The sequence below is a fragment of the Paraclostridium bifermentans genome (assembly GCF_964259345.1).
GTDB lineage: Bacteria > Bacillota > Clostridia > Peptostreptococcales > Peptostreptococcaceae > Paraclostridium > Paraclostridium bifermentans_B.
In genome coordinates, this window is the sequence record NZ_CAXVJR010000008.1 from 38,475 (window position 1) to 53,944 (window position 15,470).

Genomic DNA, 15,470 nt, shown 5'->3' on the forward strand with positions numbered 1-15,470 from the left:
ATTTAAAAATAACCTCCTTCCATATTAGTGGCAGGAGGCTATTCTTAAACTATTTCATTTTCAATATAGCTAATTATTTTTTTATCTAAGTTTTTAATTTTTATTAATTCTGATAGATTTTCCGAATAAGTATCTATAACATAATTACAGATGTTCTTATTTCTTTGAAATATACTTTGTTTATATCCTATTGATTGTATTTTTTCTATAGGAATAACCGTTATACTTTTTCTTACACTCCCATTTGATAGCAATATTTTTTCTTCATCTATTCCTATTCCACTGTTTCTATATGTCATGTATCCTAAAATTGTTTGAATAACAATTATCAAAATAAATAAAGATACATATATATTTATACCTATGTTACTTATGGTATCTATATAGCAAATACTCCCTAAAATCAATATAGTACAAATATATCTTCTTATAAAGAACATATGTATATATTTTTTATATGCCCTGTTAATATAACTTTTAAATTCAAATTCTCCTAATATATTACTCACTATTTCTTCTCTCATGTTACTATTTACTATAGGATATAGTAATGATTTTATATTTTCACCATCAGCATTCCCATATCCAATTACACTTACTTCTAGAGTGTATAAACCTAATAATTGGCACATTAAGTTTTGTTTTATTTTTAAAGAGTTAATTTGTTCAACCTTAAAATTAAATTGGCGTTTATTAAACATTCCATACTCTATTAAAATTTTATTACCTTCTCTAACTAATGTGAACTCATAATATTTAATATAATAAGCTATAAAACATATAACTGTTGCTATCAAGTAAATTATAACTATTGATATTATTGAAGCTAAAATTAAAAAGGGAATAGAATATTGGCTTGCAAAGTCCCCTATATAATTCAATTTTTCTCCATATGAATCAATATATTTTTCTAATTGTTCTAAATCAAACAATATATCTAATTTATCAAATACGTACCCTATAGGTATTATCATAATGATTTTGCTCTTAGTTAATGCATATTTAAATATATCTTTACAAGAAATTTCATACTTAAATTCATAAACTTTAGCTTTGTCTTCAATATTGATATTGTCAGTTTTTGGTATATCTATTTTTGATTTGCTAAGTAATATATTCTTAATATTATCTATATCTTCATTCCTAAGAGTAAATTTAAACTCTGAGCTTCCCCCTATATCTATAGCCCCTGTATTTATACGTAATACAGAAACTCCTATCAAAGAATCAATAACACCTCGTTCCGTATCTACTGTACTTATTTTCTCTAAAGGCACCTCTATCTTTTTCTTTGTAAACACTCCACTTTCTACAAATAATATATTATTTTTTATATAAAATATATTATTTTTCCATCCAACTATAGAAACTACTATTATTATAATCCCCAATACTATAGCTATAGGTACAATATATTTTTCTATCCATTTAATAAGTATAAGTAGAAATATTAAATTCGAAAAAATTTCTCTAAATGATTTTGTTATAATAGAAGACCAATGATTTCTAGTTGGACTCATCATATATTTCCACCTTCTTGCTTATCTTCTCTCTTAAATATTCACCTATTTCTTTTGCTTTTTCAATTTCTATGTTAGGTATTGTATGAACACCTCCAGCTGTATGTATATCTATATTTGCCAACTTAAAAAATCGATTTATAATGCCTTCTTTTATAACTATATGTTGAATTCTTACCATAGGTATTATAGTTCTTTCTGTTGAATATATGCCATGTATAAAATCTACTTTATCTTTGTTAATAAAGTACCTCCATTGTTTATATTCTATAATTGGATATATAAATGTATTAATAATTAGTAATAATATTACTAATCCTACTCCTAAATTTATTGCTTCTTCAAACATTAATGTATATTTGAATTTAATATTATAATTCAAATACCATATTCCAATTATTAAAATACCGCCTATAGTAACAGTAGCTATTAATCTAGATATAAACCATGACTTTTTAGCTTTAATACTAAGTTTTCTATATTCCAAAATATGCCCTCCTCTTTTAAATTAATCAATATAAATCTTAGCATAAATTTTGTATTGAAAACTGCTTTTGGATTAAGATATGATTTTACAGGATTAAAATCTGTATTTTATATTTTTATCATATCTCTTTTATCATATATAAAATTAAATCATCATCATTAGCACATTGTGTATATTGTTCTAATTGTTTATTTTGGTACCATACTCCACTTCCATCAAATATATATCCTCTTTTAACATACATTCGTTGAGCTTGCCCATATCCATAGTGCAATCCTACTCCTAAAGATACCTTATTACTTATTTTTTTAGCTAGAATCTCAACTACATCCATTAATTTATTTCCTATTCCATTTTTCTGATATTTTATAAATACATTAAAATCTACGATTTCTGGTATATTTTTATTTGAAAATGGCCCATCTTTAGCTTCAGATATTAATGTAATATACCCAGCTATATCATCATCTACCTGTGCAACAATCACACTTCTTTGCCCTATTTTTTGCTCTTTATAGTAATTGTTTAAAACTTCTATATCTTTATTCCATCCTTGTTCTTTGAAATTTTCTAAAACAGTTTCACAATCACTTTCTCTCATAAATCTTATAGTTAAATTCTGTTCTTTTAATAAAATCATCTATTCCCACCTCACTTTCACAATTTATTATAAATTGTAGTATATAAAATAATAAAAGACTACTTCAATTAGTATTAAGCTATTGCTTTTACTAATCAAAGTAGCCTTTCGTTAAATATAAAATTTATTTAGTGTCTTTAGGTTTATATATTTTAGTCATATAGAAGTAGAATGGAACTGCTATTAATAATCCACCTAATCCCCAAACTATCTTCATTGGGTCGCTCATTCCAGCTTCAACTAATAACCATAAACTAACTAATACTGCAAATACCGGAACAAATGCTCCCCCTGGTATTCTAAATTTAACTTCTTTATCTGCATATTTCTTTCTAAATACTAATACCGCGATACAAGTTGGTATATATTGTATAAATCTAGATATAACACTTATTTGTAATAAAAACTTAAATGATCCTGACCAAGCTATTAAAAGAGTTCCTACAACAGTTATTATTATTGCTATATATGGAGCTCCTTTTTTGTTATTTTTAGCTATACACTTTGGAACTAATCCTTGCTCTGCTAATGCAACTCCTGATCTTGGTGTTAAGAATGATGCTGCTATATTTATACCACCAACAGATATTACAGTTCCTACTGTTATTATATAAACTCCAGTATTACCTATCATAGCTTTAGCTGCATCTGCAACTGGTGTAGCTGCTCCACTTAAATCTGAACCTAATATACCTATACTTATTGCTAATACGAATACATAAACTATAGATACTATTGCCATTACAGTTATTAACGCTTTAGGAACGTTTTCTTTAGGATTTTGCATATCTTTTGCTGCAACTGCTAAAGACTCAAATCCTGTAAATGCATAGAATAATGATATTGCTGCTGCAACGAATGCAGTAGTTGTAGCTTCGCCATCTGGAACTATTACAAATGGTTGGAAGTTATGTCCTTTTATAAAGAATATACCTACTACTATAAAGAATATTAATGGTACTAGTTTTCCAATTGTTATTATATCATTTAAAACTTTAGATGCTTGCACACCCATTATATTTACTATTCCAAGACCTATTAATACTACCCCAATTATAACATTCTTAGTAAATGGCTCTGCTGCTTGTGGCCAAACTGTAGATATAGTTATTGCAAAGAAGTTTGCCATAGCTGCCCAAGCTATCATTCCTATAGCCCATTTCATAAATCCAACTTCAAATCCTACAAACTCACCAAATGCTTCTTTAGCATAAAGGTACGGTCCTCCATTTTCATCAAACCAACTACCTGCTTCAGCAAAACAAAGTGCTATAGATACTGCAAGTACCATACAAAATACTAATACAACTATACTTGCAGGTCCTATCATCTTATAAGCTTCTCCAGGTAATCCAAAGATTCCTGAACCTATAATTGCATTGATACCTAGAAGTACAATACTCCAAAATCCTAATTTTTTGCTATCTCCCATAGTGTCCTCCATAAATTTATTCTATTTTTATTTTTACTTAGTTGCTTCATCTACTAATGCTTTGAATATCTTTTGCATTATAGGATAATCCTTTGTCATCATTTCTGGATGCCATTGTATTCCTACTACAAAGTGATCTCCTTCTTTTTCTATTGCTTCAATTACACCATCTTTTGATAATGCTGAAACTATATATCCATTAGGTATTTTATTAGCTGCTAAGTGATGGAAACTATTTACATGGATTTCTTTTTCTCCTAGTATTTCATATAGTTTTGTTCCTTCTTTTACAATTGCTGTATGTGTAGCTACATTTGATAAATGTTGTTGATTATGTTTTATATAACATCCGTCTATTAGAGATAAATCTTGGTATAAGCTTCCTCCTTCAAATACAGTTATAACTTGCTCTCCTCTACATATCCCTAATATCGGCTTTTTCATTTCTAAAGCAAATTTTAATAGTTTAGAATCATAAGTATCTCTTTTTGGTAATATTCCACCTAGTTTTTGATGTGGTTCTTCTCCCCAGTTTAATGGGCTTACATCATGTCCCCCAGATAATATAAGTGCATCTATATTTGCTACTTGCTCTTTTATTATCTCATCATCATATACCATCGGTATTATATAAGGCACTGCATTACACATAGCTACTGATTGTACATAATCATTGTTTACATATGCTCTTTCATACCCTGGGAACATTCCTCCTTCATCAATTATTAAGCTGCCTGAAATTCCTATTACTGGCTTTTTGTTGCTTCTCATAACTTAATGCACTCCATTCATTAGATAAAATTTATTTCAATTATAAAAAGATTATTAATTTTTAATCTCATTAATTATTTAAAGCAACTCCCATGCCAAAGTAATAATTTTAAATTATATTTTTAAATAATAAATACTTAGGTAAGCTTAAACCCTAGTTATTTCAATACTTCCGATCATTTCACATTTTATGAAAACCTTTCGATTGTTATTTATTTATTTTAAAATAATTCATTGCTAATCAGGCTAAATAGGTTATTTTTATAACCTATTTACCTACCTATTCTAATATTTTAAGAATTTCTAATCCTTTCGTACTTAGCTCACTTCCTTTTCTTCCAGAACTAGATATTATAAGATCAATTCCTTTAAGAACCTCTAATATATGTCTAATCTCTCCCTCTGAAATTAAAGTATTATCTTCTTGAAGGTCTTTTAATATACTACTTCTTCCTGAAGATTTATTTATTACATTGTTATTTCGTATACATTTCATAACCTCAACAGTTTTTTCTATACAAGTTTTATTCCTTAAATATTCTAATTCTTTATTGTAATCTTTTTTTACATTCTTTATATTGTGAGGCAAATCACTTACTAAAACTTCATTGCCCATAGCCATTGTATTTATATACATAGCAACATTTCTCAATTCTCTAATATTCCCTGGCCAATTATAAGCGTTTATTATATCTGTAACATCTTCATTTATTTTTATATCTTTTTCTATAAAATGCTTTAACATCATATTAATATCTTCTTTTCTTTCTCTTAATGGTGGAATGTGTATTGGAAGTACATTTATTCTATAATATAAATCAGCTCTAAATTTTTCCTCTTTTATCATGTTAAGTAAATCTCTATTTGTCGCAGATATTACTCTAACATCTATATCAATTACACTCTCTCCTCCAACTCTCATAACCTGATTTTCTTGTAATACTCTAAGTAGTTTAGTTTGTAAGTATATTGGCATATCCCCTATTTCATCTAAGAATATAGTTCCATTATGAGCTTGTTCAAACAGTCCTTTTTTGCCACCTCTTAATGCTCCTGTAAATGCTCCTTCTTCATAACCAAACAGCTCACTTTCTAATAAATTTTCTGGCATTGCTGCACAATTTATTGCTATGAATGGCTGATTACATCTATTTGATTCATTATGTATAGACTGTGCTAATAACTCTTTACCCGTTCCACTTTCTCCAGTTATTAATACTGTATAATCTGATTTAGCTATTTTTTTAGCTAGTTTTTTCGTATTCTCCATATTATTAGAATTAGTCTTTATATCATCAAATGTATATCTAGCTACCTGCCCTTTTCCTCTAAGCATTTTACTTAAATTTTGTTCTAATTTTTTTATGTATGTTATTTCATGAATACAAAAATATCTACCTATCTCTTTCCCAAAACTATTTATAATATGTTTATTTACAGTTATGTATTTATCTTTAAACTTTACAACTTCATCTTTCGGACTTTTTAATTTAAGAACTTTAACTACTTCATTATCATTTATATCATCAATATTAAGTCCTACAATATCATCTTTAATATCTAAAATATTTTTAATACTTTCATTACAAACCTTTATATTGCCTTCGTTTGATATTAATATCATTCCATTTTTAGATAGACCTATAATTGACTTTAATTCATCATTTTCCACTGTTAAGTTTTTGTAAGCATGATTAACTCCTGAATCAAGACTTATAACTTCTTCAGTATATTTTATTAACCTTTCAGTTATATCTTTATCATCTATATTTAACTTTGTTAATATCTGTATGAAAGTAGATATGTCTATAAATCTATGGCCTATATCAATAACTTCTTCCATGTAACTTGGAACTAACTGGACTTCTCCCGGTGTTACACATACTTTTATGTCTAGATACTCTCTTCCTTTTTCATAAGGAATTAAATTTAAATGATTTACACCTATATGATATAGTGTAGATATTGTTTCTAGTATCGTCTGCTCATTATCATTTACAATTAATACATCTATATCATCTGGTAATGAGAATAATTTATATATATCTTTTTGCTTAACAGTCCTATTTATAGTTATTATTTTCTTACTATCATCTACATAATCTTTTATTTTTATAGACCTTTCTTTAAGCATAACAAGTATTACATCATCTTTTATAACCTGTCCTTTTTCTAAATTATTAAAGAAGTAATTATTAATCTTTACTGTATCTTTAAAAATCATCTTTATATTATTATTTAAAAAAACCTCTAATTTAGACAATCCATCAGTAACTACACCTATAGTTTTCATATTTTTTTCTCCTTAATCTTGCTTCTTATTTTTGAATAAAATTAAATATATTGCATAAATTACATTAGTATTTTTATTATACACAATTTTTAAATTGATTTAATTTAATATATATCTAAAAAAGGGATGACAATTTGTCATCCCTTTTTTAGATATATATTATTTTTTTACTTTCCTACTATCTCATTTAAAGCATCATATGAAAAATCAATTATTTCTGAACAGCTAATTTTATTCTTTTTTAAATCTCTGCATATTTCACTCTCATATTTTTCTCTAACTCTATTCATTAATTCTCTAGAATAAACTCTCGCATCATTAGCTTCAGAGTTACTTTCTCTACCTTTTATATACCCTAATACTAAAACTGCTGCATTTACAGCTCCACAAAGACTTCCAACAGTTATACCTGTTCCCATACCACTGCCTAATGCAACTGGTATATCAGTATTGTGTTCATCATTGTATGATTTAATTATAGCTTCAGCACAAGTGTATCCTTCTTTATGATATTGCGATGGTCTTGTCATTTTTATGTCCTCCAATTTATATTAATTTATATAATATCTATTAATCATTTATGTATTAATCTTATATTAAATATATGCATATTATCTGTGATAATGTTACATATTATAAGCTTCATCTTTGTAAATTATATTGTCTTTTAATCTATTACACAAACCAACCCATGTTTTGTCTTTCATGTCTATTAATTTATTTCTAGTATTAAAATTTATTATACTATTTATCATATCATTTATAGAATTTCCTAACTCTTCTTCATATTTAGGCAATTCATCCTCATATGGAATAGCAATATTTTTCATTTTAGGCAAATCTATATATCTTATTTTTCCAGATGTATTTATTTCTTCACCAATCCATTCACTAACTCCTGGAATATCAGTTGTAATTACATTACATCCACTAGCAAGTGCTTCTATTACAACTAATGGTAATCCTTCGAAAAAAGATGGTAGTATAAATATATGTGTATCTCTAAATATCTCTGCTAATTCAGTTTGTTTTATTTTACCTAAAAATTTTATATCAAATTTACATGAGTTTGCAAGCTTTAATATATTATTATACTCTTCCTTATTGCTTCCATCTCCAATAATATTAATATTTATTAATTCCTTTTTATAATTAACGTTATCCAAAGATCTTATTAAGGACTCTACCCCTTTTAGCTTACATATCTTTCCGGCAAATGTAATATTAATACTTTCATTACCTATTTTTTTGTTAAAAAACATATTTTCATCATATCCGCTACCTAATGGAAATACCTTACTTGGTTTCACATCAAAAATATCTATAATTTCTTTCTTTTGTTCCTCATGTAACGAAAAAATCATATCTAAATTTTTTATATTATTTTTTATATAATCTTTTTCTAAGTTATGACTTTGTATTTGTTTCAAACAAGTTCCATGACATATCCCAACCACAGGAATATCTTTAACTATTTCTCTTACATATGCTGTTAATAAGTATAAATGATGACATATAACTATATCTGGTTTTATTTCATCTATTGCCTTTTTTATTCTATAACTAAAAGCTACTTTTAGTTTATCTATCATATCTAAACTCATTTCTTTATATATAGTACTGTCATATGGCATAATATCACTCATTCCTAATACATTAAATGGTAGTTCATCTGTATTGTAAACTACCGGATAAAATTTTATATTAGGATTAAAACATTCTAGAGTGTCAAACTTATCAATTCCTGCTATTACCCCTTGTTCATATCCTAGTTTTTCAAATCCTTTTATCATTCCACTCATGTAAATTCCACTACCTGTACTATTTGGTTTTTGAGTTATTATATGTAGTATATTCATATCATTCCCCCTGTTAGTCAATTAAAAACTTATGTCTAAGTATACACAAGAAGAGTCATCATTTACTTTAAATCTTGGAAATTTAATTGTTAAGTAATCATTATCTTCAATACTTCTAAGACTATTGTAAATACTCTCTACACCATTTTCTTGAACATTATCTAATAGTTCACTTTCTTTTATTTCATTATATCTATCACTAATACATGAAAATCCATCACTTGTTAACATTAATTTTATATTATCATCTATGTTGATAAATCCACTTATAGAGTTTTTTATCGCTTCTTTTTCAAACTCTAAAATCCAATAACCATTATAAGTATTTTTTTTCAATCTATTATCGATAATAATATCCATAACTTCATCTTTAATTTCTTCAAATGAAAGATTTTTTAAATCAGGCAAACTTTCCATTTTATCGTATACTAATCTATCTAATTTACATAAAGTCTTGTCTTTTAAAATAGTTAATGATTCCTTTTGTTTTAAGTGTAGTGCACAATCTCCTAGTAAAAAATATTCTATTTTATCTTCATAAAACTTCACAGCTGCTATAGAACTAGATGGTCTATCTAAATTGGTTATCTTTTCTTTATCGATAACTTTAAAATATTCTTTGCTTATAAGTTCTATACCTTTTGTCATAACTTCTTTTAAGCTCAATTCACTATCTATATTTTTATGTAAATATGAATTCCACCAATTTACATACCAATTAGCATCACTTTTATTTGAAATTAAGTTTTTTTTGTTAAGTCCTGTAGCTCCATCTAAAACCCAAGCTCCAAATGGGTTAATTCCTATTATATCTTCATTATGCTTTGCACTACCTTTACAACATAAAGTATCAATTATATTAAACTCCATATCCAATCCTCCATGTATGGCATTTCAATATTACCATACTATCCCCAAAAATTTTGTCGAAAAATATATAAATATAATCAAATTTCTTACTATTTTTATTTATTACCCCAAATATTCATCTATATTTAACTTTATTCTATATTTATCGATAAATACCTTTAGGATATTAATAGGTATATTCAATAATATAATTAGAAAGTATTGAACATACCTATTAATATTTAAATAAATAAAAAATTCGCTTCGCTCATGTCGCCAACGACTTCGTCCGTTGCTCAAAAACGTCCTTTTTTACTTTCATCAAAATATTGGTATAACTATACTCTATAAGTTATCAACAAATATTCGTTAATCATAAATTACTTAAGCGTAAAAAATCCGCTTAACTTGAACCACTACATATTTGAATTACTATACGTTAAACATAATTTCTTAAACGTAAAAAAGGAACTGATATTAATTGGTATCAGTTCCTTTTATCTTAATTTTATTTAAAGTAATTAACTCCCGATTCAAATATCTTTTGATCTTTTTTTCCAATGATATTTTTTACTACATTTTCACCTATTCTTTCTGAGTGTCCCATTTTACCAAATACTCTACCATCTAAACTTGTTATACCTTCAACTGCATATGTAGATCCATTTGGATTAAAATCTATATCATAAGTTGCATTACCATCAAAATCTACATATTGTGTAGCTATTTGACCATTTTCTATTAATGATTTCATAACATCTTCACTAGCTACAAATCTTCCTTCTCCATGAGATACTGCTATACTGTGAATATCTCCTACTTCTGTATTGTATAACCAAGGAGATTTATTTGATGATATTCTCGTGTTAACCATCTTAGCTTGGTGTCTTCCTATATTATTATAAGTAAGAGTCGGACAATTTTCATCTATATCTCTTATTTCACCATATGGTACCAACCCTAACTTTATAAGAGCTTGGAATCCATTACATATACCTAGCATTAATCCATCTTTATTAGTTAAAAATTCATTAATAGCTTCTTTTATTTTAGGATTTCTAAATACCGTAGCTATAAATTTACCAGATCCATCTGGCTCATCTCCTGCACTAAATCCACCTGGTAGCATTATTATTTGAGAAGATTTTATTTCTTCTACCATAGTATCTACAGAACTTTCTATATCTCGATAACTTAGGTTCTTAAATACTTTAGTTGAAGTTTTAGCTCCAGCTCTTTCAAATACTCTAGCTGAATCATATTCGCAGTTAGTTCCAGGAAATGCTGGTATAAATACTTTCGGAGTTGCTATACTAATTCCTGATTTAGTGTTTTCTTTATTTGTTATAAAACTTATAGTTTCTATTTTTTCCTTTATTTCTTCAGTTTTAGTAGGGAATATATTTTCTAAAACTCCACAGTAATTTTCATATAAGAAATCTATATCTATTATTTCATCTTTTATAATTATAGATTTATCTTCTATTGTTTTACCTAAAACTTTATAATTATATCCACTTAATCCTTTAAGTATTTCCTCAACTTCTTCTTTATCACTATTTAATTCTAAAATCATATTTCCATAAGATGTATCAAATAATAATTCACTATTTACATTTTCATCTTCAAACTTAAATCCTATTTTATTACCAAAACTCATTTTACTTATTGCTTCACATATTCCTCCATATCCAACTGAATATGCTGAAATTACTTTTTTATCGTTTATAAGTTGTGTAATTTTATTTAAGTTTTTCTTTAGTTCTTCAAAATCAATTACTTTATTTTCACATATCTTTGTTGATAATATAATCACTGTAGAATCAGAATTTTTAAATTCTGGGGATAACACCTGTTTTGCATCCACAGTATCAACAGCAAATGATACCAATGTTGGAGGAACATCTATATCTTTAAAAGTCCCAGACATACTGTCTTTGCCACCTATTGCAGGTATTTGAAGTTTATTTTGTGCGTAATATGCTCCTAGTAATGCGGCAAAAGGTTTCCCCCACTTTAATTCACTTATCCCCAGTTTTTCAAAGTATTCTTGTAATGTAAGTCTTATTGTACTAAAGTTACCCCCAATAGCCACAACTTTACACACAGATTCTACTACAGCATACAAAGCTCCATGAAAAGGACTGTACTTTCCTATCTTTGGATTATATCCGTAAGTCATTATAGTAGAAGTATTTGTTTCACCATTAAGAACAGGTATTTTAGCAACCATTCCTTGAGCAGGAGTTGCTTGATATTTTCCTCCAAAAGGTAGTAAAACAGTATTCCCACCTATTGTTGTGTCAAACTTTTCAACTAAACCTTTTTGTGAGCAAATATTTAAGTCTGTCATTATCTTGATAAATCTATCTTTTAATATTTCTTCTTTATCAATAGCTAATTCTAATTCATTCTCTTTTATTTTGTCATTTAACTTTATATCTTCTATTGCTTTAACATGAACTTTTGTTGATTGCTTAACTCCATTTGTATCTATAAAACTTCTAGACATATCTACTATTGCTTTATTATTCCAAAACATTCTTACTCTATTATTGTCAGTTACATTAGCAACATGAGTAGCTTCTAAGTTTTCATCTCTAGCCATATCTATAAACTTTTCTATATCTTCTTTTTTAACCACTACAGCCATACGCTCTTGAGATTCAGATATTGCTAACTCAGTTCCATCAAGTCCATCATATTTTTTAGGAACTAAATCTAAGTTTATATCTATACTATCTGCAATTTCCCCAATAGCTACACAAACTCCACCAGCTCCAAAGTCATTACATCTTTTTATCATTTGAGCAGCTTCTTTATTTCTAAAGAATCTTTGAATTTTTCTTTCATTTGGAGCATCACCTTTTTGAACTTCTGCACTGCAAGTAAGTAATGATTTTTCACTGTGCTCTTTTGAAGATCCTGTAGCACCTCCACATCCGTCTCTACCAGTCTTTCCTCCAAGTAAGATTACAGCATCTCCACTTTGAGGAACTTCTCTGATTACATTTTCTTTCGGTGAAGCTGCTATTACAGCTCCTATCTCCATCCTTTTTGCAACAAAGTTATCATCATATACTTCTGCAACTTGACCAGTTGTAAGTCCTATTTGATTTCCATATGAACTATATCCGTTTGCTGCTTCTGTTGTTATTTTCTTTTGCATTAACTTTCCTGGTAATGTATCTTCTAATGAGGTTCTAGGGTCTGCACTACCAGTAACTCTCATAGCTTGATACACATAACTTCTACCTGACAATGGGTCTCTTATAGCTCCTCCTAAACATGTAGCAGCTCCTCCAAAAGGTTCTATTTCTGTAGGGTGATTATGTGTTTCATTTTTAAACATAACCAGGTACTCATGTTTTTTACCATCTATATCTACATCAACATTTATACTACAAGCATTTATTTCTTCACTCACATCTAAGTCTTCTAACTTACCACTTTTTCTCAATTCTTTCATAGCTATTGTAGCTATGTCCATTAAGCATATATCTTTTTCTTTGTTACCATATACATTTTTTCTTGAATCCAAATACATATCGTAGGCTTCTTTTACAACATTAGTATACTTTCCTTCTTCTATAACTACATCTTCTATCTTTGTCATGAATGTTGTATGTCTACAATGATCTGACCAGTAAGTATCTAGTACTTTTATTTCTGTTATTGTTGGATTTCTTTTTTCTTCACTTTTAAAATAAGTTTGTATATGCTTTAAATCTTCAAATGTCATAGCAAGACCTATATTGTCCATTAATTTTTTTAAATTTAACTCATCTAAGTCAATAAATTCTTCTAATATCTCTACTGATGTAGGAATATTCATTTCCATTTTTAAAGTATCAGGTTTTTGTAAACTTGCTTCTCTACTATCTACCGGGTTTATGCAATATGACTTAATTTGTTCAAATTCTTTATCTGTTATATCTCCACTTATAACAATAACCTTCGCTGTATTTATAATAGGTCTCATTCCTTGATTAACTATTTGAATACATTGAGCTGCCCAATCTCCTCTTTGGTCGTATTGACCAGGTAAATATTCAATAGCAAATACTTTATCTTCTTCATTTACTTTTAATTCTTCTTTGTATACATTGTCTGTATTGGCCTCTGAAAATATTGTATATACTGCTTTTTCATAAGCTAAATCTTCTATACCCTCAACGTCATATCTATTTAAAATCCTTATGTTTTCAATTGTATTTATGTGTAAACTTTCTTCTAATTCTTTTTTAAGGTGTCTTGCTTCTAAATCAAAACCTGCCTTTTTCTCAACTAAAATTCTTTTTACAGTAGATTTTAAACTAGTAATTCCAGTCATAATGTACCCCCGTTATTAATTTGATAAAATTCCTATATCTGTTCTATAGTGTATACCTTCAAACTTTATTTTTTCTATGTTTTTATATACTTTATTACTTGCTTCTTCTAAGGAAATTCCCTTTGCTGTTATACCTATAACTCTTCCACCATTAGTAACTATGTTTTTATCTAAAAACTTAGTTCCACTATGGAATACCACTATATCTTCATCTATACTTTCTAATCCTGTTATTATTTTTCCCTTTTCATAGTTATAAGGATATCCTCCAGATGTTAACATTACGCATACCGTATGTCTATTATCATAATTTATATCTATTTCCATTAATTTATTATTTAAAATAGACTCTATTATTTTGCTTAAATCTGTCTCTAACCTTAAAAGAACTGATTGAGTTTCAGGGTCTCCAAATCTAACATTATATTCAAGTACTTTAGGTCCTTTATCAGTTATCATAAGTCCAACAAATAAAATCCCTTTATAATCTAAGTTACATTTTTTAAATCCTTCTAAAGTCTTATCTAATATTTCTTTCTTTACGGATTCAGCTAATTCTTCGTCATATACATTACTTGGTGAAAAAGTACCCATACCTCCTGTATTTGGACCTTCTTCATTGTTATATACTTTCTTATGGTCTTTTGCACTTACCATAGGTACTATTGTATTATTATCGACAAATGCTAAAATTGATGTTTCAATACCTTGTAAAAATTCTTCCACTACTATTTTTTCACCAGCATCTCCAAACTTTCTTTCACTCATCATCTCTTTAAGTGTATTTACTGCTTCTTCATTATTTTGTGCTATTACAACACCTTTTCCTGCTGCTAGTCCATCTGCTTTTATAACTACTGGATACCCAAAGCTATCTATTTCTTCTATAGCTTTTTCTAAGTCTGTATATTCTTTATATTTTGCAGTAGGTATGTTATTTTTCATCATAAATTCTTTTGAAAAAGCTTTACTACCTTCAAGTTGAGCACACTTTTTATTTGGACCAAAGATTTTCAAATTACTTTCTTCAAATTTGTCTACAATACCACTTACTAAAGGAACTTCAGGTCCTACTATAGTTAAGTCAATTTCCTTTTCTTTAGCAAAATTTAAAAGACTATCTATGTCACTGTCATTTATATTTATACATTCTGCAACGTTACTTATTCCTGCATTTCCAGGAGCACAGTATATTTTTTCAACATTCTCCTCACTACTTAACTTATAGCATATAGCGTGTTCTCTTCCGCCTCCACCTACAACTAAAATTTTCATATTAATACCCC

At 27.7% G+C, this 15,470-nt stretch carries 11 protein-coding genes; all 11 read right to left on the minus strand.

The window, feature by feature from the left end; translation table 11 throughout:
- Nucleotides 1-44: 44 nt before the first annotated feature.
- The 11 genes from ACEXNK_RS14585 to purD all read right to left on the minus strand — a co-directional run bounded on the left by ACEXNK_RS14585 (nt 45) and on the right by purD (nt 15,459).
- Nucleotides 45-1,523, minus strand: coding sequence for a PH domain-containing protein (locus tag ACEXNK_RS14585; protein ID WP_373599918.1), 1,479 nt, complete (start codon nt 1,521-1,523; stop codon nt 45-47).
- Complete coding sequence (locus tag ACEXNK_RS14590) at nt 1,507-2,007, minus strand: PH domain-containing protein (protein ID WP_373599917.1); 501 nt, start codon at nt 2,005-2,007, stop codon at nt 1,507-1,509. The genes ACEXNK_RS14585 and ACEXNK_RS14590 overlap by 17 nt, the downstream gene beginning before the upstream one ends.
- A gap of 118 nt (nt 2,008-2,125) precedes the next feature.
- Entirely contained in the window at nt 2,126-2,647 is a 522-nt protein-coding gene (locus ACEXNK_RS14595) for a GNAT family N-acetyltransferase (RefSeq protein ID WP_373599916.1), read from the minus strand.
- Nucleotides 2,648-2,771: 124 nt separating this feature from the next.
- The gene (locus ACEXNK_RS14600; protein ID WP_373601610.1) at nt 2,772-4,079 is read right to left on the minus strand and encodes an APC family permease; all 1,308 of its coding nucleotides are present in this window, start codon (nt 4,077-4,079) and stop codon (nt 2,772-2,774) included.
- A gap of 33 nt (nt 4,080-4,112) precedes the next feature.
- A complete protein-coding gene (locus ACEXNK_RS14605) occupies nt 4,113-4,850 on the minus strand; it encodes a gamma-glutamyl-gamma-aminobutyrate hydrolase family protein (RefSeq protein WP_373599914.1) in 738 nt (245 codons plus the stop codon).
- A 280-nt stretch (nt 4,851-5,130) separates the two neighbouring features.
- A complete protein-coding gene (locus ACEXNK_RS14610) occupies nt 5,131-7,143 on the minus strand; it encodes a sigma-54 interaction domain-containing protein (RefSeq protein WP_373599913.1) in 2,013 nt (670 codons plus the stop codon).
- 167 nt (nt 7,144-7,310) lie between these two features.
- Nucleotides 7,311-7,673: a C-GCAxxG-C-C family (seleno)protein gene (locus ACEXNK_RS14615; protein ID WP_373599912.1), complete on the minus strand. Its 363-nt coding sequence runs from the start codon at nt 7,671-7,673 to the stop codon at nt 7,311-7,313.
- A 96-nt stretch (nt 7,674-7,769) separates the two neighbouring features.
- On the minus strand, nt 7,770-9,002 hold the full coding sequence (locus ACEXNK_RS14620) for a glycosyltransferase family 4 protein (protein WP_373599911.1): 1,233 nt from the start codon (nt 9,000-9,002) through the stop codon (nt 7,770-7,772).
- A gap of 21 nt (nt 9,003-9,023) precedes the next feature.
- Entirely contained in the window at nt 9,024-9,872 is an 849-nt protein-coding gene (locus ACEXNK_RS14625; protein WP_373599910.1) for a hypothetical protein, read from the minus strand.
- 487 nt (nt 9,873-10,359) lie between these two features.
- Nucleotides 10,360-14,184, minus strand: a complete 3,825-nt coding sequence (locus ACEXNK_RS14630; RefSeq protein ID WP_373599909.1) for a phosphoribosylformylglycinamidine synthase — start codon at nt 14,182-14,184, stop codon at nt 10,360-10,362.
- Nucleotides 14,185-14,199: 15 nt separating this feature from the next.
- Entirely contained in the window at nt 14,200-15,459 is a 1,260-nt protein-coding gene (gene purD / locus ACEXNK_RS14635; protein WP_373599908.1) for a phosphoribosylamine--glycine ligase, read from the minus strand.
- Nucleotides 15,460-15,470: the final 11 nt, after the last annotated feature.

What these genes read in the sequence shown, in the direction of transcription:
- ACEXNK_RS14600 (WP_373601610.1), bottom strand. Translation starts at nt 4,079, where the DNA reads ATGGGAGATAGCAAAAAATTAGGATTTTGGAGTATTGTACTTCTAGGT.
- ACEXNK_RS14610 (WP_373599913.1), bottom strand. Translation starts at nt 7,143, where the DNA reads ATGAAAACTATAGGTGTAGTTACTGATGGATTGTCTAAATTAGAGGTT.
- ACEXNK_RS14585 (WP_373599918.1), bottom strand. Translation starts at nt 1,523, where the DNA reads ATGATGAGTCCAACTAGAAATCATTGGTCTTCTATTATAACAAAATCA.
- ACEXNK_RS14630 (WP_373599909.1), bottom strand. Translation starts at nt 14,184, where the DNA reads ATGACTGGAATTACTAGTTTAAAATCTACTGTAAAAAGAATTTTAGTT.
- ACEXNK_RS14615 (WP_373599912.1), bottom strand. Translation starts at nt 7,673, where the DNA reads ATGACAAGACCATCGCAATATCATAAAGAAGGATACACTTGTGCTGAA.
- ACEXNK_RS14605 (WP_373599914.1), bottom strand. Translation starts at nt 4,850, where the DNA reads ATGAGAAGCAACAAAAAGCCAGTAATAGGAATTTCAGGCAGCTTAATA.
- ACEXNK_RS14595 (WP_373599916.1), bottom strand. Translation starts at nt 2,647, where the DNA reads ATGATTTTATTAAAAGAACAGAATTTAACTATAAGATTTATGAGAGAA.
- ACEXNK_RS14620 (WP_373599911.1), bottom strand. Translation starts at nt 9,002, where the DNA reads ATGAATATACTACATATAATAACTCAAAAACCAAATAGTACAGGTAGT.
- purD (WP_373599908.1), bottom strand. Translation starts at nt 15,459, where the DNA reads ATGAAAATTTTAGTTGTAGGTGGAGGCGGAAGAGAACACGCTATATGC.
- ACEXNK_RS14625 (WP_373599910.1), bottom strand. Translation starts at nt 9,872, where the DNA reads ATGGAGTTTAATATAATTGATACTTTATGTTGTAAAGGTAGTGCAAAG.